The sequence below is a fragment of the Labrys sp. KB_33_2 genome, from assembly GCF_052114505.1.
Lineage (GTDB): Bacteria > Pseudomonadota > Alphaproteobacteria > Rhizobiales > Labraceae > Labrys.
In genome coordinates this window covers 1-22,183 of record NZ_JBFREW010000025.1, presented here as the reverse complement: position 1 = coordinate 22,183, position 22,183 = coordinate 1, and the positions used below count along the sequence as shown (strand labels likewise).

Annotated in this window: 16 protein-coding genes and 1 pseudogene; 13 read left to right on the top strand and 4 right to left on the bottom strand. The window is 64.9% G+C overall.

Annotation, left to right across the window (positions count from 1 at the left end; translation table 11 throughout):
* Positions 1-78: 78 nt before the first annotated feature.
* Both AB4037_RS31360 and AB4037_RS31355 read left to right on the top strand, forming a co-directional pair.
* A complete protein-coding gene (locus tag AB4037_RS31360; RefSeq protein ID WP_441774201.1) occupies positions 79-1,146 on the top strand; it encodes a substrate-binding domain-containing protein in 1,068 nt (355 codons plus the stop codon).
* 90 nt (positions 1,147-1,236) lie between these two features.
* Positions 1,237-2,607, top strand: a complete 1,371-nt coding sequence (locus AB4037_RS31355; RefSeq protein WP_441774200.1) for an FGGY-family carbohydrate kinase — start codon at positions 1,237-1,239, stop codon at positions 2,605-2,607.
* A gap of 25 nt (positions 2,608-2,632) precedes the next feature.
* On the opposite strand, the gene AB4037_RS31350 is transcribed toward AB4037_RS31355, so the two are convergent.
* Entirely contained in the window at positions 2,633-3,208 is a 576-nt protein-coding gene (locus AB4037_RS31350) for a tyrosine phosphatase family protein (RefSeq protein ID WP_441774199.1), read from the bottom strand.
* A 304-nt stretch (positions 3,209-3,512) separates the two neighbouring features.
* Between AB4037_RS31350 and rhaS the strand changes: the two genes are divergently transcribed.
* The 7 genes from rhaS (at position 3,513) to AB4037_RS31315 (ending at position 16,168) form a co-directional block, all read left to right on the top strand.
* Positions 3,513-4,505 carry a rhamnose ABC transporter substrate-binding protein gene (gene rhaS, locus AB4037_RS31345; protein ID WP_394311249.1) on the top strand — a complete coding sequence of 331 codons (993 nt, stop codon included), beginning with the start codon at positions 3,513-3,515 and terminating at the stop codon, positions 4,503-4,505.
* A gap of 256 nt (positions 4,506-4,761) precedes the next feature.
* Positions 4,762-6,258, top strand: a complete 1,497-nt coding sequence (locus tag AB4037_RS31340) for a sugar ABC transporter ATP-binding protein (protein ID WP_441774198.1) — start codon at positions 4,762-4,764, stop codon at positions 6,256-6,258.
* Positions 6,255-7,280, top strand: coding sequence for an ABC transporter permease (locus tag AB4037_RS31335; RefSeq protein ID WP_434959116.1), 1,026 nt, complete (start codon positions 6,255-6,257; stop codon positions 7,278-7,280). Before AB4037_RS31340 ends, AB4037_RS31335 begins: the two co-directional genes overlap by 4 nt.
* Positions 7,280-8,281: an ABC transporter permease gene (locus AB4037_RS31330; RefSeq protein WP_434959117.1), complete on the top strand. Its 1,002-nt coding sequence runs from the start codon at positions 7,280-7,282 to the stop codon at positions 8,279-8,281. Before AB4037_RS31335 ends, AB4037_RS31330 begins: the two co-directional genes overlap by 1 nt.
* 610 nt (positions 8,282-8,891) lie before the next feature.
* On the top strand, positions 8,892-13,664 hold the full coding sequence (gene gltB / locus AB4037_RS31325) for a glutamate synthase large subunit (protein WP_441774197.1): 4,773 nt from the start codon (positions 8,892-8,894) through the stop codon (positions 13,662-13,664).
* 98 nt (positions 13,665-13,762) lie between these two features.
* The gene (locus AB4037_RS31320; protein WP_441774196.1) at positions 13,763-15,187 is read left to right on the top strand and encodes a glutamate synthase subunit beta; all 1,425 of its coding nucleotides are present in this window, start codon (positions 13,763-13,765) and stop codon (positions 15,185-15,187) included.
* Positions 15,188-15,535: 348 nt separating this feature from the next.
* Positions 15,536-16,168: a LysE family translocator gene (locus AB4037_RS31315; RefSeq protein ID WP_441774195.1), complete on the top strand. Its 633-nt coding sequence runs from the start codon at positions 15,536-15,538 to the stop codon at positions 16,166-16,168.
* Between the two features lie 55 nt (positions 16,169-16,223).
* Here the strand turns inward: AB4037_RS31315 and AB4037_RS31310 are convergent, their stop codons facing one another.
* Complete coding sequence (locus AB4037_RS31310; protein ID WP_434959121.1) at positions 16,224-17,366, bottom strand: SGNH/GDSL hydrolase family protein; 1,143 nt, start codon at positions 17,364-17,366, stop codon at positions 16,224-16,226.
* A gap of 56 nt (positions 17,367-17,422) precedes the next feature.
* Positions 17,423-18,673, bottom strand: a complete 1,251-nt coding sequence (locus AB4037_RS31305) for a lytic murein transglycosylase (protein WP_441774194.1) — start codon at positions 18,671-18,673, stop codon at positions 17,423-17,425.
* Positions 18,674-18,770: 97 nt separating this feature from the next.
* Here AB4037_RS31305 and AB4037_RS31300 point away from each other — a divergent pair, with 97 nt between their 5' ends.
* The 3 genes from AB4037_RS31300 to ccmB are packed head-to-tail and all read left to right on the top strand — an operon-like array spanning position 18,771 to position 21,021.
* Positions 18,771-19,739, top strand: coding sequence for a KpsF/GutQ family sugar-phosphate isomerase (locus AB4037_RS31300; protein WP_441774242.1), 969 nt, complete (start codon positions 18,771-18,773; stop codon positions 19,737-19,739).
* Between the two features lie 14 nt (positions 19,740-19,753).
* Positions 19,754-20,356: a heme ABC exporter ATP-binding protein CcmA gene (gene ccmA, locus AB4037_RS31295; protein WP_441774241.1), complete on the top strand. Its 603-nt coding sequence runs from the start codon at positions 19,754-19,756 to the stop codon at positions 20,354-20,356.
* Positions 20,353-21,021, top strand: a complete 669-nt coding sequence (gene ccmB, locus AB4037_RS31290) for a heme exporter protein CcmB (RefSeq protein WP_434959123.1) — start codon at positions 20,353-20,355, stop codon at positions 21,019-21,021. Before ccmA ends, ccmB begins: the two co-directional genes overlap by 4 nt.
* 6 nt (positions 21,022-21,027) lie before the next feature.
* Here the strand turns inward: ccmB and AB4037_RS31285 are convergent, their stop codons facing one another.
* Entirely contained in the window at positions 21,028-21,933 is a 906-nt protein-coding gene (locus tag AB4037_RS31285; RefSeq protein WP_441774193.1) for a LysR family transcriptional regulator, read from the bottom strand.
* Between the two features lie 125 nt (positions 21,934-22,058).
* Here AB4037_RS31285 and AB4037_RS31280 point away from each other — a divergent pair.
* Positions 22,059-22,183, top strand: a pseudogene (locus AB4037_RS31280) (SDR family oxidoreductase); the annotation flags it as partial.

The following is a 22,183-nucleotide window of genomic DNA, read 5'->3' as shown; positions in this document are numbered from 1 at the left end:
TCTCGTTGCCGGCCCGGCCGTTCGATCGGGCCTGTGGCGTATTTTGCCGTTTTCGCAGCATTCCCGGACGGAGTTCCCATGACCGACACCTTCAGCCGCCGCCAGATCGTCACGCTGCTGGGGGGCCTGGGGTTGGCCGGCATGTCATCGACCGCTTTTTCGGCGCCCAATCCCAAGCCAAAGCCCAAGCCGGATCCGACGCCGGTGTTGCCGGCGGCCGAGGGGAGGCTGCGGATCGGAGTGATCGTGCCCGTCAAGGATGATCCCTTCTACAAGGCCTGCGCCGATGGGGCCCAGGAGGCCGCGACGCAGATCGGCAATCTCGACATGGCCGTCGCCGCGCCGGAAAAGCGCCAGGTGCGCGAGCAGGCCCTGTTCATCAACGGCTTCGTGAAGCAGAAGGTGGATGCCATCCTGATCAGCCCTGTTGATGCCGGCCTGCTGGCGCCGCTGTGCAAGCGCGCCATGATCCGCGGCATCAAGGTGGTCTCCTTCGAGCAAGCCCTGCCGGCGAATTCGCGCATGGCCCATGTCGATCCCGTCAGCAATCGCGGCAAGGCGGAAAGCTTCTTGGCGATGCTGGCCGATGACGCCAAGGATGGCGGCGACATCGCCATCCTGGCCGGCGGGCGCAATGGCGCGGACGGGCAGGGGCTGGTTTCTGAGACCATGCAGCAATGGCTCAAGCCGGCCTATGGCAAGCTCAAACTCGCCGACACGCTCTATGGCAATGATGACGAAAAGGCCGGCTATGCCGCCGCGGACTTCGTGCTGAGGCAGCGTCCCAATCTCAAGGGCCTGCTGGTCTTCAGCCCGGCAGCCTTGGTGGGCGCGGCGCAATGCGTCACCGACAGGGGCCTTGCCGGCAAGGTCTTCGTCACCGGCTTCGGCCGCCCGGCCACGCTGAAGGCCGCGATGTCGGCAAAGGCCGTGGAATGCTTCGCCACGGCCAATCCGGTGGATATCGGTTATGCCGCCATGCAGATTGCCGCGGCGCTGGCCAGGAACACCATGGCGCCAGGCACGGGCAGCATGCTTACCGCCGGCCGCCTCGGCCAGATCTCCCTCGGCGAGAACAGCGTCGCCACGCTGCGCCCCTTCGTGGTCGACGCCAAGAATTTCGACAAATACGCTGATCTGTATTGAGCGATCGACACCTGCTCCAACTCCTTGTTTCGACGCGTTTTGCGATGCCTGCCGATCCCGTCAAATCGCAAAGAGCTTAGCGAGCCGACCATGTCCGTCACCGCCGTGCTCGATGTCGGCAAGACCAATGTGAAGCTGGTCCTGTTCGACGGCGCCACCAGCCTCTGGCAGGCCTCGATGCCGAACCGGCCACTGGCCGGCCCGCCTTATCCACATGCCGATGTCGAGACGATCTGGCGGTTCCTGATGGAAGGGCTGCGCAAGGCCGGTGCCGAACACGCCATCGCGGATATCGCCGTCACCACCCATGGCGCCGCCATGGCTCTGATCGGCGAAGGCGATCTGGCCCTGCCGGTGATGGATTACGAGTTCGAGGGCGTCGGCGAGGTCGAGGCCGAGTATGCGTCGTTCCGGCCGCCTTTTGCCGAGACCCTGTCGCCGCCGATGTCGGCGGGGCTCAATTCGGGCAAGCAGATCTTCTACCAGCAATTGCGTCATCCCGAAGAATTCGCGCGCGTCAGGCACATCGTGCCCTATCCGCAATATTTCACCTGGCGCCTTACCGGGATCGCCCGCAACGAGGTCACCGGTATCGGCGGCCATTCCGACCTGTGGGCCGTCCGTGAAAGGCGCCTGTCCTCGCTGGTTGTCAGCCGTGGCTGGGAGGCGCTGTTTCCGCCGCCGATCGCGGCCTATGCCGTGCTCGGCCCGCTGCGACCCGAGATTCAGGCCGAAACCGGCCTGCCCGACACGGTGCGGGTGCGTGCCGGCATCCATGATTCCAACGGCTCGATCCTGCCGCATCTGATCACCTTCGAGCCGCCCTTTACCTTGGTTTCCTCTGGTACCTGGGCGGTGATCATGGCGCTGGGAGCCGATCCCGACCGGCTCGACGCGACCAGGGACATGCAGGCCTATGCCGATGTCGAGGCCCGGCCGGTGCCGGCGGCCAAATTCATGGGCGGGCGGGAATATGCCGTGATCCTCGATGGCGCGTCCGCGTCCTGCTCGCTTGCCGATGCCGCGGCCGTGATGGCGGCGGGCGTGTTGGCGCTGCCGAGTTTCGTACCCAATGGCGGCCCTTTTCCGGGTCATCCCGGCGCGATCCGGGGCATGCTGCCGGCCGGCGAGGGCATGCGGGCGGCGCTCGCCAGCCTCTATTGCGTGCTCCTGACCGATTATCTGCTGGAGGCGCTCGGTGCTGACCGCGGGCCCTTGCTGATCGAGGGCAGCTTTGCCGCCAATCCCGTCTACTGCAGCCTGCTCGCGGCACTGCGCCCGGGGCAGGCGGTGCTGCCCAGCCTCGACAGTTCCGGCACCGCCTACGGTACCTCCCTTCTCGCCACCTGGCCCGACATGCCGGCGCGGGAGCCGGCAAAACCGGCAACGGCCTATGGCGACGCCGGGGCCCTGCTGCGTTACAGAGCCGAATGGCGGGCGACGCTTCCGTCAGCGGCGTGATGCGAGCCGCAAGGCGCCGCCAGCCTTAGGCGGCCATCTCGACCTCGCGCCCACGCCCAAGCCTGACCATCCAATCGGCCATGTCGGGACGGTGCCGTATCTGGAAGGCATAATGCCGGCGAAGAGCCTGCGTGAGGCGTCCGCCCCGGCCGAGAAGCTCGTCGGCAAAGCCGATCAGCACGGAATTGGGCCAGGCTTGCGGGCGGATCGTGCGCAGGCGGGCAAAGATCTCATCCCCCGACAGGCTCGGATCGGAGCGGGCGACCAGCGAGGCCATGGCTGCGGTCGAGCGCGAAACGCCCATATGGCAATGCACCAGCAGGCGTTCGGGAATGAGGAGGGCGCCGGCCTCGTCGCGGGCAAAACGCAGAATTTCGGCCATGTGCTCGCGTGCCGGCATGACCTTGCCGGCGAGCGGATCGATGATGTCGTCGAATTGCAGAATGGTGCGCTGATGTACGCCATAGGTACCGAAGGCACTTAGCTCGGGCCAGTGCGGGTCCACGATCGAAAGCACATGGCTGATGCCGGAGCCGCTGAACTGATCGAGTTCGTCGATGCCGCAGACGGTCCAGGCCGCAAAGGAAGGAAGGGAAGTCATAGGTTCCATGAGCAATGTGACGAGAGAGGGAGGGCTTCGACTGTCGTAGCGACTGGCATCACGGTCATCAAGACATTCGCGCGCAGGGCTCTAGCAGGGCGGTCACTGTCCTGCCAAAATTAATCAGACAAATTACAGCCGACTCTTGCATTCGCCGGCGAGGCGGGCATGAATGGCGCCTCTGCGCGGGAGAGTCGGTGGCCAAGTCCGGCCGTTAAGCCGCCCGCAGGCAGACAGACCGGCAAGAGCCGGCTGGCAATGTGGAGGGAACGACATGTTCGACGATCAATCTCGTCGCAGCGCCTTGAAGATCCTGGGTGGTTCGCTGCTGGCGAGCGCCCTGCCGCTCGGCGCGGTCACGCCGGCTTTCGCCGCCAACAAGCGCATCGCCCTGGTGGTCAAGAATCTCGGCAATTCCTATTTCGATGCCTGCCGCGACGGCGCGCAGCAGGCGGCCAAGGAACTCGGCGGCATCGAGATCATCTACACCGCCCCCACCAAGGCGACGGCCGAGGACCAGATCGCGGTGATCGATGCCCTGATCGCCCAGAAGGTCGACGGCATCATCGTCTCCGCCAATGACGCCAATGCGCTGGTTCCGGTCGGCAAGAAGGCGGCGCAGCGCGGCATCAAGGTGATCTCCTTCGACAGCGCCATCGCCAAGGGCGGGCGCATCATGCACCTCAACGCTTCCTCCACCGATATGATCGGGGCCAAGCAGGTGCAGATGATTTCCAAGACCCTCAAGGGCGAGGGCGAGGTTGCCATCCTTTCCGCCGCTTCGACCATGACGAACCAGAACTCCTGGATCGCGGCGATGAAGAAGGAGTGGGAGAAGCCCGAATACGCCAAGCTCAAGCTGGTGGATACCGTCTATGGCGATGACCAGGACGACAAGTCCTATCGCGAGATGCAGGGCCTGGTGAAGACGCATCCCAATCTCAAGGGCGTGATCTCGCCCACCACCATCGGCATCCGCGCCGGCGCCAAGGCGATCATCGACGGCGGCCTTGCCGGCAAGGTCTTCATCACGGGCCTCGGCCTGCCTTCGGAAATGAAGGATGCCGTGCTCAAGGGTGCCTGCGACTCGTTCGCGATCTGGAATCCGGTCGATTACGGCTATTCGGCCACGCAGATCCTGGCCGGCATCATCGGCGGCGAGGACGCCAAGCCCGGCTCAACCGTGAAAATGGGCCGCATGGGCGAGACCAAGATCGGCGAGGACGGCGAGGCGGTGATGGGCGAACCCTTCACCTTCGACAAGGCGAATGTCGAGAAATTCGCCAAGATCTTCTGAGGAAGACAGCGGCGGCTCATTCCACCGTGCCCAGAGCGGTGCGACTGGCCCTCTCCAGCGGAGCCGGGGAGGGTGACCCGACGAAGTCGGGTCGGGTGGGGTGTGGCGGGCAGCGCGATGTTCTCTCGGAGACTTGCGCGACCGTGGTGCCATCTCGTTAAGCTCGGCGCGCTGCCCGCCACACTCCATCCGTCAGTGCTTCGCACTGACACCTTCCCCACTTCGTGGAGAAGGCTCGCTCCCGGCGCGGATCCCTATGACCTCCACCCCCCTGCTCTCCCTTTCCGGCATCTCCAAGCGTTTTCCCGGCGTGCGGGCGCTGCATGATGTGCGTCTCGCCCTTCATCCCGGTGAGGTCACGGCGCTGCTCGGGGAGAATGGGGCCGGCAAGTCCACCATCGTGAAGATCCTTACCGGCATCTACACGCCGGATGAGGGCGAGATCCGGGTCGGCGGGCAGGCCGTGCGCTTTTCGAGCCCTCGCGATGCCTGGGCGGCCGGCATCACCGCGATCCACCAGGAAACCATCATGTTCGACGAACTCTCGGTCGCCGAGAACGTCTTCATGGGGCATATGCCGAAGGGTGCCGGCGGGCTGGTGGACTGGGGAACTGTGCATGCGCGGACGCGCGAACTGCTCAAGCGTCTCGATGCCGATATCGATCCGGGCGAGCCGCTGAAAGCCCTGAGCGTGGCCCAGAAGCATCTGGTCGAGATCGCCCGCGCCTTGTCGCATGAGGCGCGCATCGTCATCATGGACGAGCCGACGGCGGCACTCTCGGCCCGCGAGATCGACGATCTCTTCCGCATCATCGACCAGCTCAAGGCTGAGGGACGGGCGGTCCTGTTCATCAGCCACAAATTCGAGGAAATTTTCCGTGTCGCCGATCGCTGGCTCTGCTTGCGGGACGGCGAATATGTCGGCGATGGCGCGATCAGCGAGGCCACCTCCGCCGAACTCGTCCGCCTGATGGTCGGACGCTCGATCGACCAGGTCTTTCCCAAGCGCGAGGTGCCGATCGGCGACGTCGCGCTCGAGGTCAGGGGCCTCGCCAATGAGAGCGAATTCGCCGACATCTCCTTCACCTTGCGCCAAGGCGAGATCCTCGGCCTCTACGGGCTGGTCGGCGCCGGCCGGTCCGAGGCCATGCAGGCGGTGTTCGGGCTCTCCCGGCCCGAGAAGGGCGAGATCCTCGTGCGTGGCAAGGCCCGCGCCATCAAAAGCCCCGCCGATGCCATCGCCGCCGGCATCGCCTATGTGCCGGAGGACCGCCAGAGCCAGGGCGCCGTGCTGCCGTTCGGCGTGCGCGAGAACACCACATTGGCCAGCCTGATGCGTCATGCCCGCCTCGGCTTTCTCAGCCTGCGCTCGGAGATCGCCGATACCCGCCGCTTCGGCACCAGGCTCGCGGTGAAGGCCGCCTCCTGGGACCAGAAGCTGCAGGAGCTGTCCGGCGGCAACCAGCAGAAGGTGGTGATCGCCAAATGGCTTGCCACCAATCCCAAGGTCATCGTCCTGGACGAGCCGACGAAGGGCATCGACGTCGGCTCCAAGGCCGCTGTACACGACTTCATGGTGGACCTGGCGGCCGAAGGCCTCGCCGTGGTGCTGATCTCCTCCGAACTGCCGGAGGTGATGGGCATGTCCGATCGCATCCTGGTGATGCACGAGGGCCGCATCGTGAAGGAGTTCGCACGGGCCGAGATGGACGCCGCCGCCATCGTCACGGCCGCCACGGGAGGCCAGGCATGACAGGAAGGCTTGGCATGAAGGCCCTGTGGCGCCGCTATGGCCGCGAGATCATCCTCGCCCTCATCGTTGCAGGCATGGTCCTTGCCATCGGCATAAGGGCGCCGGTCTTCCTCGGGGCCGACAGCCTGATGGGCGTGCTCAAGGATACCGCCATCCTCGCCATGCTGGCGCTCGCCCAGATGACGGTGATCCTCATTCGTGGCATCGACCTCTCGGTGGCGGCCAATCTGGCGCTCAGCGGCATGGTCGCCGCTCTCGCCTCGATCGCGGCGCCCGACCTGCCGATCGGCCTGATCATTCTGATCGCCATCGCCGTCGGCACTTTTTTCGGCTTCGTCAACGGCGTGTTCATCGCCTTCGTCGGCATTCCCCCCATCGTTGTGACGCTGGGCACGCTCGCCATCTATCGCGGCCTCGTCTTCATCGTCTCGGGCGGCAAGTGGATCAGCTCCGACAAGATGACGCCGGCCTTCCTGAACTTTCCGCACGCCACCTTCCTCGGCCTTTCGAGCCTGGTCTGGTTCGCCATCGCGGTGGCGGCGGCAATGGCCCTCTTCCTCGGGCGCACCACCATCGGCCGAGGGCTCTATGCGGTGGGCGGCAATCCGGTGGCGGCGCGCTATTGCGGCATCGATCTTGCCCGCCAGCAATTGCTGGTCTTCACGCTTTCCGGCGCAATCTCAGGCTTGTGCGGCTATCTGTGGGTGGCGCGCTTCGGCATCGCCTATACGGAAATCGCGCTCGGCTATGAGCTCAGCGTGATCGCGGCCTGCGTGATCGGCGGCGTCTCGATCGGCGGCGGTATCGGCTCGGTCAGCGGCGCTTTGCTTGGGGCGCTGTTCCTGGGCGTGGTGGTCAACGCCCTGCCGGTGATCAACGTCTCGCCTTTCTGGCAGATGGCGATCTCGGGCGCGGTCATCCTGGCGGCCGTGGTGGTCAACGCCCGCGCCGAGCACAAGGGCGGCAAGCTGATCCTGCCCGAGGCGCGCCGCCGCGCCGCCGCCAGAGAAGGAGCCCGCTGATGACGGACACGGCCCGCTATCAGGTGCTCGACCGCGCGCCCCGGACGCTGGCGGACCGCCTGCTGCGCTGGGAGACCATCCTCTGCCTGCTGCTGGCGGCGGTGATCGTGGTCAACGCACTGGGTTCGCCTTATTTCCTCGATCTCTACAACCTCTCCGACATGACCCAGAACTTCTCGGAGAAGGCGATCATCGCGCTTGGCATGGCGCTGCTGATCCTCACCCGGGAGATCGACCTGTCCGTCGCCGCGATCGTGGCTCTGGCCTCGCTCGCTATCGGCTATGGCGCGCAGGCGGGCTATGGGCCTGCTATGCTGATCGCCATCGGCCTGGGTGTCGGCATCGTCTGCGGCGCCTTCAATGGCTGGCTGGTCACCGGCTTCGGCCTGCCGTCGATCGTGGTTACCATCGGCACCATGTCGCTCTATCGCGGCATTGCCCAGGTCGTGCTGGGCGACCAGGCGATCACCACCTATCCGGAGGAATACACCAACCTCGCCCAACTCTACATCATCCAGGAGCCGCCGCTTTATCTAGCCTTCATCCTGTTCCTGGTCCTGGCCGTGCTTTTCACCGTCGCGCTGCATTTCACCGTGTGGGGGCGTATGCTCTATGCCATCGGCAACAACCCGGTGGCGGCACGTTTTTCGGGCATTCCGGTCAATCGCATCCGCTTCCTCATCTTCGTGCTGACGGGGCTTCTGTCCGGGCTCGCTTCGGCCCTGCTCACCGCCCGCATCGGCTCGACCCGGCCCAACATTGCGCTGGGCTGGGAGCTCGAAGTGGTGACCATGGTGGTGCTGGGCGGCATCTCGATCGCCGGCGGCTCGGGCACCATGCCGGGCGTGGTAATCGCGGTCTTCGTGCTCGGCCTCACCACCTTCGGCCTGACGTTGATCAACGTTCCCGGCATCGTCATCGCCGTTATCCTCGGCGTCTTGCTGGTGGCGGCGATCGCCTTGCCGATCATCGTGAGAAGGGTGCTGGGGTTGCGGGGATAGGGCGGGCGAGATCGTTTTCATGCCTCGCTGGGTGCGAAGCACTTTCGCATCGCTTGACAAGATCTCGCCATAATGGCGATTTTTCAGAACACTCTGTCTCTCCGTGATGTGATCACATCTCGTTTCTTGCTATCGTGCTGGGGTCCCACGCAAGAAAAAGTCGCGCTGCCGCTTTTATGTGCTTGTCCCCAGCTTGGAATCATGCGATGTCAGCCCTCCATATTAGGACAGCTATGCTGTCCCATTGTGGATGCCGCTGCCTTCGGGTCGGCGGCCCGCGGACCAGCCGAAGATGGCCCACAGGCCCGGCTTGGCCGTATGGCAAGAACGCCGCTCTCGCGTTTCAGCGCGGAGCGGTGCACAATTGAGTGACAGCTTTCACAATCCGGCGGCATAGTCGCGGCCCGACCCTTGCAAGGGCAGGCGATGAGCGGGCGAGTGTGTGAAGCTGGGAAGCGGGGCAGGGCGAGATCAATGCATCTGGCTCCCTCCTGCGGTTCATCGGACTGCGTCCGGTGGTGAGCGTTGACAGGTGTCGAAGGAACGGATGCGGTAGAACCGCCCGGGACTTGATATCCAACAGGTGACTGAGGCGAAGAGGAAACAGGCGATGAGCGCGATCTTCCAACACGGACAGCAGACGGTTTCGGCGGCGGCGATCGATGCTGCGACGAAAACGAATGCCACCGTGACGAAAGACCGCCGAACGCCTGATCTGGATACGCGCAGCCTGGTGCTGCGCGATCCTGGCCTGCCCGAAGCCCAGGGCCTCTACAATCCCGCCAATGAGAAGGATGCCTGCGGCGTCGGCTTCATCGCCGATATGAAGAACCGCAAGAGCCACAAAATCATCGCGCAGGCGCTGCAGATCCTGCACAATCTCGACCATCGCGGCGCCGTCGGCGCCGATCCGAAGGCGGGTGACGGCTGCGGCATGCTCGTGCAGATCCCGCACGACTTCTTCGCCGCCGAATGCGCCACGCTGGGCTTCGAGTTGCCGGCGCCGGGCGATTATGCCGTCGGCTTCTTCTTCCTGCCGCGCAACGAGGAAGGCCGCGTGCATGCCATGCGCGTGGTCGAGAAGATCGTGGCCGAGGAAGGCGAAGTGTTCCTCGGCTGGCGCGCCGTGCCCGTGGACAATTCGGGCCTGGGCGAAAGCGTGCTGCCGACCGAGCCGATCCACATGCAGGCCTTCATCGGCCGTTCGGCCGCCACGCCCGATCAGGACGAGTTCGAGCGCCGGCTGTTCATCATCCGCAAGGTGATCTCCAACGTCATCTATAACGATGTGGAGCGCCGGCCGGTGACGGCAGGCTTCTATCCGGTCTCGGTGTCCAGCCGCACCATCACCTATAAGGGCATGCTGCTCGCCACTCAGCTCGGCGACTATTTCAAGGACCTCACCGACGAGCGCTTCCAGAGCGCCATCGCCCTGGTGCATCAGCGCTTCTCGACCAATACTTTCCCGAGCTGGACGCTGGCCCACCCCTACCGCATGGTCGCGCACAACGGCGAGATCAACACGCTGCGCGGCAATGTGAACTGGATGGCGGCGCGCCAGGCCTCGGTCGATTCCGAGCTGTTCGGCAACGACATCTCCAAGCTCTGGCCGATCTCCTATGAAGGCCAGTCCGACACGGCTTGCTTCGACAATGCGCTCGAATTCCTGGTGCAGGGCGGCTATTCGCTCGCCCACGCCATGATGATGCTGATCCCCGAGGCCTGGGCGGGCAATCCGCTGATGTCCGAGGACCGGCGCGCCTTCTACGAATACCACGCCGCGCTGATGGAGCCCTGGGATGGGCCGGCCGCCGTGGTCTTCACCGATGGCCGCCAGATTGGCGCTACGCTCGACCGCAACGGCCTCAGGCCCGCCCGCTATCTCGTCACCAAGGATGGGCTTGTCGTGCTCGCCTCCGAATTCGGCGTGCTGCCGATTCCCGAGGCCGACATCGTCGAGAAGTGGCGCCTGCAGCCCGGCAAGATGCTGCTGATCGACCTGGAGGAAGGCCGCATCGTCTCCGACGACGAGATGAAGGCCTCGCTCGCCACTGCCAATCCCTATCGCGACTGGCTCAAGCGCACCCAGATCGTGCTGGAGGATCTGCGCCCGGTGGAAGCGCGCGCTTCGCGCACCGACGTGTCGCTGCTCGATCGCCAGCAGGTCTTCGGCTACACCCAGGAAGACATCAAGCTGCTGCTGCCGCCGATGGCGACCACCGGCCAGGAGGCCGTCGGCTCGATGGGCACGGATACGCCGATCTCGGCGCTCTCCGACAAGTCGAAGCTGCTCTACACCTACTTCAAGCAGAACTTCGCCCAGGTCACCAACCCGCCGATCGACCCGATCCGCGAGGAATTGGTGATGAGCCTGGTGTCGTTCATCGGACCGCGCCCGAACATCCTCGACCTCGAGGGCACTTCCCGCAAGAAGCGCCTGGAGGTACGCCAGCCCATCCTCACCAATGAGGACCTGGAGAAGATCCGCTGCATCGGCCATGTCGAGGAGCGTTTCGACACCAAGACGCTCGACATGACCTATCCGGCCATCCAGGGAGCGGACGGCATGCGCGGTTCGCTCGAGCGGCTATGCGAGCGCGCCGAGGCGGCGGTGCATGGCGGCTACAACATCATCATCCTGTCCGACCGCCAGACCGGCCCGGACCGCATCCCGATCCCGGCGCTGCTGGCGACGGCGGCCGTGCATCATCACCTCATCCGCAAGGGGCTGCGTACCGCGGCAGGCCTGGTGGTGGAGACCGGCGAGGCACGCGAGATCCATCATTTCTGCTGCCTTGCCGGCTATGGCGCCGAGGCGATCAACCCCTATCTCGCCTTCGAGACGCTGGCCACGCTTCACGCCCAGCTCGAATTCCCCGAGGAAGTCGACGAATATGAGGTGGTCAAGCGCTACATCAAGTCGATCGGCAAGGGCGTGCTGAAGGTGATGTCCAAGATGGGCATCTCGACCTACCAGTCCTATTGTGGCGCACAGATCTTCGACGCCATCGGCCTCTCTTCGGCCTTCGTCGACGAGTTCTTCTTTGGCACCGCCACCATGATCGAGGGCGTCGGCCTCAACGAGGTCGCTGCCGAGGCCGTGTCACGCCACAAGGACGCCTTCTCGGACGCGCCGATCTTTCGCAACGCGCTCGATGTCGGCGGTGAATACGCCTACCGTATCCGCGGCGAGGACCATGTCTGGACACCGGACAGCGTCGCCACGCTGCAGCATGCCGTGCGCAACAATGCGCAGGACCGCTATCGCGACTTTGCCGATACGGTGAATCTGCAGAACGGCCAGCTCCAGACCATCCGTGGCCTGTTCCGCATCAAGACGGCTGGTGAGCGCGGCATGGCCTCGGTGCCCCTGGCCGAGGTCGAGCCCGCGAGCGAATTGGTAAAGCGGTTCGCTACCGGCGCGATGTCCTTCGGCTCGATCTCGCGCGAGGCCCATGAATCGCTGGCCATCGCCATGAACGCCATCGGCGGCAAGTCCAACACCGGCGAGGGCGGCGAGGAAGCCGAGCGCTTCAAGACCCTGCCGGACGGGCGCTCCAAGCGCTCGGCCATCAAGCAGGTCGCCTCGGGCCGCTTCGGCGTCACTGCCGAATATCTGGTCAATGCCGACATGATGCAGATCAAGGTCGCGCAGGGCGCCAAGCCCGGCGAGGGCGGCCAACTGCCCGGGCACAAGGTCGATGCCGTCATCGCCAAGGTGCGCCACTCGACCCCGGGCGTCGGCCTGATCTCGCCGCCGCCGCATCACGACATCTATTCGATCGAGGACCTGGCGCAGCTGATCTTCGATTTGAAGAACGTCAACCCGGCGGCGGACGTCTCGGTCAAGCTGGTTTCGGAAGTCGGTGTCGGCACCGTCGCCGCCGGTGTCGCCAAGGCCCGCGCCGACCATATCACCATCTCCGGCTTCGAAGGCGGCACAGGCGCTTCGCCGCTGACCTCGATCAAGCATGCCGGCAGTCCTTGGGAAACCGGCCTAGCCGAGACCCAGCAGACGCTGGTACTCAACCGCCTGCGTTCGCGCGTGCGCCTGCAGGTCGATGGCGGGCTCAAGACTGGCCGCGACGTCGTCATCGGCGCGCTGCTCGGGGCGGACGAATTCGGCTTCTCCACCGCGCCCCTGATCGCGGCCGGCTGCATCATGATGCGCAAGTGCCACCTCAATACCTGCCCGGTGGGCGTGGCGACGCAGGACCCCGTGCTGCGCAAGCGCTTCAAGGGCACGCCCGAGCACATCATCAACTACTTCTTCTTCGTCGCCGAGGAAGTGCGCGAGCTGATGGCCGAGCTCGGCTTCCGCAAGCTCGACGAGTTGATCGGCCGCTCCGACCTGCTCGACAAGCAGGATGCCATCGAGCACTGGAAGGCCAAGGGACTCGATTTCACCAAGCTCTTCCACAAGGTGGACGTGCCGGCCAATGTCGGCATCCGCCACGAGGAGAAGCAGAAGCACCCGATCGATACCGTGCTCGACCGCGGTTTCATCGCCGAGGCGGCACCGGCGCTCGACTATGGCCGCGAGGTCACCATCGAGGGCAAGATCACCAATGTCGATCGCACGGCCGGTGCCATGCTCTCGGGCGAAGTCGCCCTGCGCTACGGCTATGAAGGCCTGCCCGACGGCACCATCAAGGTGAATCTGTCAGGCACGGCCGGCCAGAGCTTCGGCTCCTTCCTGGCGGCGGGCATCGACCTGACGCTGGTGGGCCAGGCCAACGACTATGTCGGCAAGGGCCTTTCCGGCGGCCGCATCATCATCAAGCCGAGCCCCGAGACCCAGGCCGTGCCGGAGAAGTCGATCATCATCGGCAACACCGTGCTCTACGGCGCTATTTCCGGCGAGTGCTATTTCCGCGGTGTGGCGGGCGAGCGCTTTGCGGTGCGCAATTCGGGCGCCGCAGCGGTGGTCGAGGGCACCGGCGACCATGGCTGCGAATACATGACCGGCGGCGTGGTGGTCGTGCTCGGCCAGACGGGCCGCAACTTCGCGGCCGGCATGTCGGGCGGTGTCGCCTATGTCTATGACGAGGACCAGAGCTTCGCCAAACGCTGCAACCTCTCCATGGTCGATCTCGAACCGGTGGAAGAGGAAGAGGATTTGATGGAGCGCCTCCACCATCATGGCGGTGACCTCGAGTTCAAAGGCCGCATCGACGTCTCCGGCGACATGGGCCGCTATGACGAGGAGCGCCTGCGCAAGATGATCGAGAACCACCTGCATTATACGGGCTCGACGCTTGCCAAGGCCATGCTGGACGATTGGGCGACCTATCGCACCCGCTTCGTCAAGGTGATGCCGGTCGAATATCGCCGTGCCCTGCGCGAGATGGAAAAAGCCCGCACCATGATGGCGGCGGAGTGATTTCGGCATCGTCGCGGATACCGAAGTCCGCGACATTGATCTTTTGACAACGGCCCCGGATAGCGCGGCGCGCATCCGGTTCGACCGGAGGACTTAGTATGGGCAAGGCAACAGGATTTCTCGAGATCGATCGGCAGGACCAGAAGTATATTCCGGCCGCCGACCGCATCCGCCACTACCGCGAATTCACCCTTCCGCTCGACGACAAGGATGTCGCCAAGCAGGCGGCGCGCTGCATGGATTGCGGCGTGCCCTATTGCCATGGCCCGACGGGCTGTCCGGTCAACAACCAGATCCCGGACTGGAACGACCTCGTCTATCACGACGACTGGGAGGAGGCGGCGCGCAACCTGCACACCACCAACAACTTCCCGGAATTCACCGGCCGCATCTGTCCGGCGCCCTGCGAGGAAGCCTGCACGCTCAACCTCGAGGATGTGCCTGTAACCATCAAGACGATCGAGCAGTCGATCGCCGACAAGGCCTGGGCCATGGGCTGGATCCAGCCCGAGATCGCCAAGGTGAAGACCGGCAAGAAGGTGGCCGTCGTCGGCTCCGGCCCGGCGGGTCTGGCGGGTGCACAGCAGCTCGCCCGCGCCGGCCACGAGGTGCATGTCTATGAGCGCGAGCCCGCCGCCGGCGGCCTGCTGCGCTACGGCATCCCGGACTTCAAGATGGAGAAGCACCATATCGAGCGCCGCGTGCGCCAGATGGAGGCCGAGGGCGTCACCTTTCACTATGGCGTCAATATCGGTGTGACCATGAGCTTCGCCGACCTCAAGGCCGGCCACGACGCCGTGCTGATGGCGGGTGGCGCCGAGACCCCGCGCGATCCCACCCTGCCGGGCGCCGAGCTCGAAGGCGTCCATTTCGCCATGCCGTATCTGGTGCAGAGCAACCGCCGCGTCGGTGGCGAGGACATCTCCAAGGAAGAACCGCTGCTGACCACCGGCAAGCATGTCGTGGTGATCGGCGGCGGCGACACCGCGTCGGACTGTGTCGGCACCTCCTTCCGACAGGGCGCCATCTCGGTGACGCAGCTCGACATCCGGCCCCGTCCGCCCGAGAAGGAAGACAAGCTGGCGATCTGGCCCTATTGGCCGACCAAGATGCGCACCTCCTCCTCGCAGGCCGAGGGTGCCGAGCGCGAATTCCAGGCGGTGACGCTCGGTATCGTCGGCAAGAATGGCCGGGTCATCGGCGTCAAGATCGCCCGTGCCGACGAGAAGCGCCGGCCGATCGAGGGCACGGAGACCGTGTTGCGCGCCGATATGGTTTTCATCGCCCTCGGCTTCACCGGACCGATCAAGGCCGGCATGATCGACCAGTCGGGTGTCGAGCTCGACAAGCGGGGCAATATCGCCGCCACCGATCGGGACTACCGCACCTCGATGGACAAGGTCTACGCCGCCGGTGACATGCGGCGCGGCCAGTCGCTGGTGGTCTGGGCCATCCGCGAAGGCCGCCAGGCCGCCCGTGCCATCGACGAGGCGCTGATGGGCGCGACGACGCTGCCGCGCTGAGGGACCGGGTCTTCGGGCCCAATGCCGTTCACTTAAGCGTCTTCGAGTTTGCACGATCTTCGTCATTGTCGGGCTTGACCCGGCAATGACGAATCGTAGCGTTTCCTCTTTCAGCGAACTGCATTGGGCCTTCGGGCCCGCCTTTTTCGGTGTGCCGGTCTTCAGACCGATATTCACGCGCCACCTTTCACGCCGGTCTCGTTCCATCGAGAGACGGGGCTGAGACGATCGCCGCACCATTCCTGCCATCACGGATTTTGACGTGTCCATTCAAAGTGATGATGAACTCGCGTGGATGCTTGTACGGATGGGCGTAACGCACGTAGGAAGGGAAAACCGAGGCCCCCCATGCTCTCCCTCACGACCGTCCTCGCCTTCACCGCCATTGCCGTCGGCATGGTGCTGACACCCGGCCCCAACATGGCCTATCTGGTCTCGCGCTCGATCTGCCAGGGCCGTCTGGCGGGGTCGATCTCGCTCACCGGTGTCGTCACCGGCTTCGTGATCTATATGCTGCTGGCGGCCTTCGGCATCACCGCGCTGCTGTTCGCGGTGCCCTATGCCTATGATGCCCTGCGTATCGCCGGTGCTGCCTATCTCGCCTGGATGGCCTGGCAGGCGCTCAAGCCCGGCGGACGTTCACCCTTCGAGATTCGCACGCTCAAACCTGATTCGGTGCGGCGGCTCTATGGCATGGGCCTGTTCACCAGCCTGCTCAATCCCAAGGTCGCCGCACTCTATCTTTCGCTGCTGCCGCAATTCGTGGATCATTCCGGCCCTGTGCTCGGCCAGACCCTGCAGCTCGGCCTGATCCAGATCCTGGTCAGTGCCTTCTTCAATGCCTGCTTCGTGGTGATGGCGGGCACTATCTCCGCCTTCCTGGCGGACCGGCCGCTGTGGACGACGGTGCAGCGCTGGCTGATGGGCACGGTGCTGATGGGCCTCGCCGCCCGCATGGCGCTCGACACCGCGCGGCGATGAGTAGGGCGCGGACATCGCGACGTGCCTGCATGCCGCCGGGATGTCCGCATTCCCTTTAAGGCACTGCCTGCGCCGGCCAGCGGAAATCGTCGGCGCGGCCCTCACGGGGAGGCAGGCTTTCGCCCTGTCCGAGCACTCTGGCGACACTGGGGTCGGCACCGCCTGGCTTGGGCGCCCCGCCACCGAGCAACTGGCCGCCGGGCGCGGTTTCATAGGCGTCGAGCGGCAGGACGGGCCCGTATTCGGGCTTTTCGGCCGGAGAGTCCCCGGGCGTATCGGGGGTGGGTTCAGCGACTGGGGCGGTTGCTACCATCGGTGCTGGCGGCGCCTCGCCAAGCAGGCGCCTCAGATCGCTTTCGAGGAAATGCGCCGCCAGCTTGGCGCCTTCATCGGAGAAGTGTACGCCATCGGCCTTGCGCAGGCGGGCCGGCTGGCCGTCGAGCCCGGTGCCGCTGGCGGCATAGGATCCGTCCGAATTGACGAAACCGTCCCAGATGTCGACATAGAGGCCGCCCGCCGCCGTCACTTGGCTGCGATAGAGGCTGTTGAACCGTACCATGGCAGCGCTGAGCACGTCGCTGCGCATCGGCGGCAAGCCGACCCAGAAGATCTTGATGCCGCGGGCTTTCAGAGGCGCGATCAGGGCGTCGATGCGCTTGCGATAAGCGGCTTCCCATTCCTCTGATTGCGGCTCGAAGCGGGTGCCGTCATCCCGGATGGTCTGGCGGTCGTTGGAGCCGATCAGGATCACCACGGCATCGATCTGGGCATTGGCGGCGAGCAGATCGGCGATGCCTTTGTTCCAGTCGTAAAAGTCGTTGCGCACCAGGCCGCTATCGGCTTTGACATTGCGGATGATGGCGATGTCGGGCCGATCGTCTAGGACGTCCGTTAATCCGGCGGCGAGCTGATCCGCCATCGAATCGCCGATGACATGCACGAAGGAGGAAGGCGGCACGGCTGGTGCCGGCGCCACCTTGGCGGGTTTGGGCAGGGCGAAGGGCGAAGCCCGGACCTTGGTGCGCCGTACGGGCGCCGGCCGGGCGTTCTGCTGGCGCACCTTGTTCTGCATCTCCTGATATTGACGCAGGGCCTGCCCCGGCGTGTCGCCCCCGCTGTCGCGCGCCATGACATGCCGCTGCGACAGGATGACGGAGGCGAGCACGAACAGGACGATCAGGAGGAGGCGCTGCTTCAAGGCCGGTCTCCGATTTCGCAGGAATGACACGCCCTAGCTGGAAAGATTATCACGCATCAGGGCGTCGCGCTCAGTTTCTGCAGCACTGCCGGGGTCGGATAGCCGTCGGCCACCAGCCCTGCCTTGGCCTGCCAGGTGCGCAGAGCCGCCCGCGCTGCCGGGCCGATCTTGCCGTCGATCGTCTCGATGGGATAGCCGAGCGCCTTCAGCTTCTTCTGCATCGCCGTGATCTGTGCGCGGTTGAGCGTGGTTTCCTGCGACGGCCAGCGGCCCTGCAGCGAGGGGATGCCGCGGATACGGTCGGCGAGCAACCCGACAGAGAGCGTGTAGGAATCGGAGATGTTGTAGGTCTTGATCGCCCAATAGTTCTGGAAGATCAGGAAGGCCGGTCCCTTGGCACCGGCTGGCAGGAATAGCCAGGCCTTGTCGGTTTCAGCCTTGCCGGTGTCCAGCAACGGCTTGCCGTCGACCCTGGCGACGCCGAGCTTGGTCCAGGCCCCGACGGGGCCGCCATCATGAGCATTGATGGCGGTGAAATCGAATTTCGCCGGCAGCTTCACCTCATGGCCCCAGCGCTTGCCGGCATCCCAGTCGTGCAGCTTGAGATAGTTGGCGATCGAACCGATGACGTCGGGTTCTTCGTTCCAGATGTCGCGCTTGTTGTCGCCATCCATGTCGACGGCATATTTCAGAAAGCTGGAGGGCATGAACTGCACCTGGCCCAGCGCCCCTGCCCAGGAACCGGTCATGCCGCGCGGCGTGATGTCGTGCTCCTGCAGGATCTTGAGGGCATCGATCAATTCGTCGCGGAAGAGCTCGGGGCGCTTGGCCGTGCAGCAGGCCAGCGTGGTGAGCGAGCGGATGATGTCGGAATTGCCGGGCGAGGCGCCGTAATTGCTCTCCAACGACCAGATGGCGAGAATGACGTAGCGATCGACGCCATAGCGTTCCTCGGCCTTGTCGAGCCATGATTTCCAGCGCTGCGCCATCGCCTTGCCCTGGGCGATGCGGTCGGCGCTCAGGCGGGCATCGACATAGGCGCGGATGGTCTGGTTGAATTCGGGCTGGGTGCCGGCCAGCGAGATCACCTTGGGATCGACGCCGAGCCCGGCGAAGGCGGCATCGAAGGTCTCGCGGGAAATGCCGGCCTTCTCGGCCCGTGGCCACAAGGCGGTAACGAAGGTCAGATAGCCGTCGGCGCGGGCGGGTGAGGCCAGACCGGGAAGCGCGAGGCCGAGAATCATGAGGCCCAGAACGGATCCGAGCCGCATCGTGCGCGCGATGACGTTAGAAGGCGTGCAGGGCATGAAAGCGTTCCCGAATCCTGATTCTCTTTACTGATTCTGTGATAAATACCGCCGCGAAACAAATCGTGACGAGGCAGGTTTGAAGCAAGGTGATGGCATGGTGAAGGCGGCGCAGCAATCGGCCCTGCGCACCATCGCAACTGAACGCGTCGGCTTGGAAGCATTGGCGCAGGCAATCGAAGGCGATCTCGGCCCCATATTCGGCGCTTGCATCGATCTCGTCGCCCGCCTCAAGGGCCGGGTCATCATTACCGGCATGGGCAAATCGGGCCATATCGGCAAGAAGATCGCCGCCACCTTCGCCTCTACAGGCACGCCCGCTTTCTTCGTGCATCCGAGCGAAGCCAGCCATGGCGATCTGGGCATGATCACGGCTGATGATGCCGTCATCGCCCTGTCCTGGTCGGGCGAGACGCGCGAGCTCGGCGACATCATCGACTATGCTACCCGCTTCAACGTGCCCTTGATCGCGGTGACCTCGGTGGCGAGTTCCACCTTGGCCAAGGCGGCGGACCTGCCGCTGGTCCTGCCCCAGGCCAAGGAAGCCTGCCCGAACGGCCAGGCGCCGACGACGTCTTCCCTGATGATCTTGGCGCTCGGTGACGCCCTGGCCATGGCCATGCTGGAAACGCGCGGCTTCACCGCCGCCGATTTCCGTGTCTTCCATCCCGGTGGCAAGCTCGGCGCTTCGCTCAAATTCGTGCGCGACGTCATGCGTACCGGCGACGCGGTGCCGCTGGTCGCCGAGGGCACGCTGATGTCGGAGGCCATCCTGGTGATGTCGAAGAAGGGAGTCGGCAGTGTCGGCGTCGTCGATGCGTCCGGCGCGCTGATCGGTATCGCCACGGATGGTGACCTCCGGCGCCATATGAGCGACGATTTGATGACTCGGCGGGTCGACGACATCATGACACGTACACCCAAGATCATCCGCCCCGATGCCCTGGTCAGCCAAGCCATGGAGGTGATGGACTCCAGACGCATCGCCGTGCTGTTCGCCGTGGAAGGCGGACGGCCCGTGGGTGTCGTCCATATGCTCGACCTCCTGAACATCGGCGTCGTGTGAGCAATGCCTCGCCCCTGCGCCTGACGATCGAGAACCTCGCCTGCGAGCGGGGCGGGCGGCTCGTGTTCGAAGGGGTCGGCTTTTCCGCCGGTGCCGGCGACCTCGTTGCGGTAACGGGCCGCAACGGGGCCGGCAAATCCAGCCTGCTCAGGGTGATCGCCGGCTTGGTGCCGCGCCGGGACGGGCGGATACGCCTGGATGGCGGCGGTGCCGAGAAGACGCCCGCCGAGCACATGCATTATTGTGGCCATGCCGATGCCCTGAAGCCCTCCCTGAGCGTGCGCGAGAATTTGGGCTTCTGGCGCGCTTATTACGGCGATGCCGATCGCTCGATCGAGGATGCCCTCGATATCCTAGCCATCGAGCATCTCATCGACCTGCCCGCAGCCTATCTCTCGGCCGGCCAGAAGCGCCGGCTCTCCCTTTGCCGGCTCCTGGTGTCCCGGCGGCCGGTCTGGCTTTTGGACGAGCCGACATCGGCTCTCGATAGCACCACCCAGGCCCGTCTTGCCGAGGTGATGGGCGAGCATCTCCAGGGTGGAGGACTGATCCTGGCCGCCACCCATGGCGATCTCGGTCTCGCACCGAGCCGGACGCTGGCGATCGGTACGGCATGAGTGCGCTCGGGGCTCTGTTCGTGCGGGAATTGCGGCTGGCTGTCAGGGCCGGCGGTGGCGCGCCGGTCGGCGTCATCTTCTTCCTTGCGGTGGTGACGGTCATTCCCTTCGGTGTCGGTCCCGACCTCAATCTGCTCACACGTATCGGCCCGGCTGTGCTCTGGCTCGGGGCCCTGCTGGCAACGCTGCTCGGCCTCGATCGCCTGTTCCAGGCCGATCTCGACGACGGGTCGCTCGACCTCATCCATCTCGGCGGGCCCCCCTTGGAACTGGCCGTAGCGGTAAAGGCGCTGGCGCATTGGGTAACCACCGGGCTGCCGCTGGTCATCGCCACGCCGCTGCTCGGCCTGTTCGTCAATCTGCCTGGCAAGGGCCTTGCGGCCGTGACGCTGACCTTGCTGGTGGGCACGCCGGCGCTCACCTTTCTCGGTGCCATCGGCGCGGCGTTGACCGTGGCGCTCAGGCGTGGCGGCATGCTGATCTCTATCCTGATCCTGCCGCTCACCATCCCCGTACTGATCTTCGGGGTGGCCGCCGCCACCGCCGCGATTACCGGCCCGATGCCCTTCCTGCCGCCCTTCCTGCTGCTGTCGGCCATGACGCTGTTTTCCATCGTGCTCGGCACGGTGGCGGCGGCCTGGGCCCTGCGTTTCGGGCTGGAATAACGGGCTCTACGGCGTCAGCACTTCGCGCCGGAGCAGGGCCTCGAGCCAGTCCGCGAACAACTGCACGCGGCGCGAGAAATGCCGGCGATGCGGAAAGAGCAGCGTCATCGGCATGGAGGCAGCGCGGTAATCGGGCATGACCTCGACGAGCTCACCTGCCGCCATATGGCGCTTCACGTCATAGGCCGGGATCTGGATCAGGCCGAAACCCGCCAGGCAGCAGGCGATATAGGCTTCCGCGCCGTTGACGACGACGCGGCTGCACACCGAACGCGTCTGGACCGCGCCTTGAGCCAACCATTCCCAGGGCTCGACCCGCCCCGTGCTGGGCGAGGCATAGTTGACGGCCAGGTGCTCGTCGAGATCTTCGGGGCTGCGGGGCACGCCATGACGCGCGAGATAGGTAGGGCTGGCAACATTGATGAGGGGCAATTCGCCGATGGTACGGGCGATCAGCCCTGAATCGCTGAGAGAGCCGACCCGCAGCACACAGTCGAGGCTGTCCTCGACCAGGTCGACGGTGCGGTCGGTCACCCCGAGATCGACGTCGATCTCGGGATAGAGATCGAGGAACTCGGCCAAGGCCGGAGCCACGATCAACCGGCCGATGCGCCCGGGCAGGTCGACACGCAGGCGCCCCGCCGGGCCGACTGCAGCCTGCCGGAACAGACCTTCGGTCTCTTCGAAATCGGAGAGCAGGCGCAGGCAACGCTCATAGAGGGCCAGTCCATCCTGAGTGGGGGCGACCTTACGGGTGGTCCGATGCAGCAGGCGCGCGCCCATGCGGGCTTCCAGATCCTTGATGGCTGCCGAGACCGAGGGGCGCGGCAGCCCCAGCGTGTTGGCGGCGCGCGTGAAACTCGAACTGTCGACGACGCGAACGAAGATACGGAAGAGGTCGATGCGGTCCACGGCCTGATACCAGATTGGTACGAGATCCTAACATGTCATGTTCAAATGGGCAGCTTTATATCGAAATTCAAGACGATAAGCTGACCTTCCATTAGCCTCCCCCTTCACAAACAGGAAGATCCAGCATGGCCGATCACAGCATCAAGGGAAAAGTGGCGTTGATTGCCGGAGGCGCCAAGAATCTGGGCGGGCTTCTGGCGCGCGATCTGGCGGCGCAGGGCGCCAAGGCGGTGGCTGTTCACTACAACAG

What these genes read in the sequence shown, in the direction of transcription:
- AB4037_RS31305 (WP_441774194.1), bottom strand. Translation starts at nt 18,673, where the DNA reads ATGCCCTGCACGCCTTCTAACGTCATCGCGCGCACGATGCGGCTCGGA.
- AB4037_RS31355 (WP_441774200.1), top strand. Translation starts at nt 1,237, where the DNA reads ATGTCCGTCACCGCCGTGCTCGATGTCGGCAAGACCAATGTGAAGCTG.
- AB4037_RS31320 (WP_441774196.1), top strand. Translation starts at nt 13,763, where the DNA reads ATGGGCAAGGCAACAGGATTTCTCGAGATCGATCGGCAGGACCAGAAG.
- AB4037_RS31330 (WP_434959117.1), top strand. Translation starts at nt 7,280, where the DNA reads ATGACGGACACGGCCCGCTATCAGGTGCTCGACCGCGCGCCCCGGACG.
- gltB (WP_441774197.1), top strand. Translation starts at nt 8,892, where the DNA reads ATGAGCGCGATCTTCCAACACGGACAGCAGACGGTTTCGGCGGCGGCG.
- AB4037_RS31335 (WP_434959116.1), top strand. Translation starts at nt 6,255, where the DNA reads ATGACAGGAAGGCTTGGCATGAAGGCCCTGTGGCGCCGCTATGGCCGC.
- AB4037_RS31340 (WP_441774198.1), top strand. Translation starts at nt 4,762, where the DNA reads ATGACCTCCACCCCCCTGCTCTCCCTTTCCGGCATCTCCAAGCGTTTT.
- AB4037_RS31350 (WP_441774199.1), bottom strand. Translation starts at nt 3,208, where the DNA reads ATGACTTCCCTTCCTTCCTTTGCGGCCTGGACCGTCTGCGGCATCGAC.
- AB4037_RS31315 (WP_441774195.1), top strand. Translation starts at nt 15,536, where the DNA reads ATGCTCTCCCTCACGACCGTCCTCGCCTTCACCGCCATTGCCGTCGGC.
- AB4037_RS31300 (WP_441774242.1), top strand. Translation starts at nt 18,771, where the DNA reads ATGGTGAAGGCGGCGCAGCAATCGGCCCTGCGCACCATCGCAACTGAA.
- ccmB (WP_434959123.1), top strand. Translation starts at nt 20,353, where the DNA reads ATGAGTGCGCTCGGGGCTCTGTTCGTGCGGGAATTGCGGCTGGCTGTC.
- AB4037_RS31360 (WP_441774201.1), top strand. Translation starts at nt 79, where the DNA reads ATGACCGACACCTTCAGCCGCCGCCAGATCGTCACGCTGCTGGGGGGC.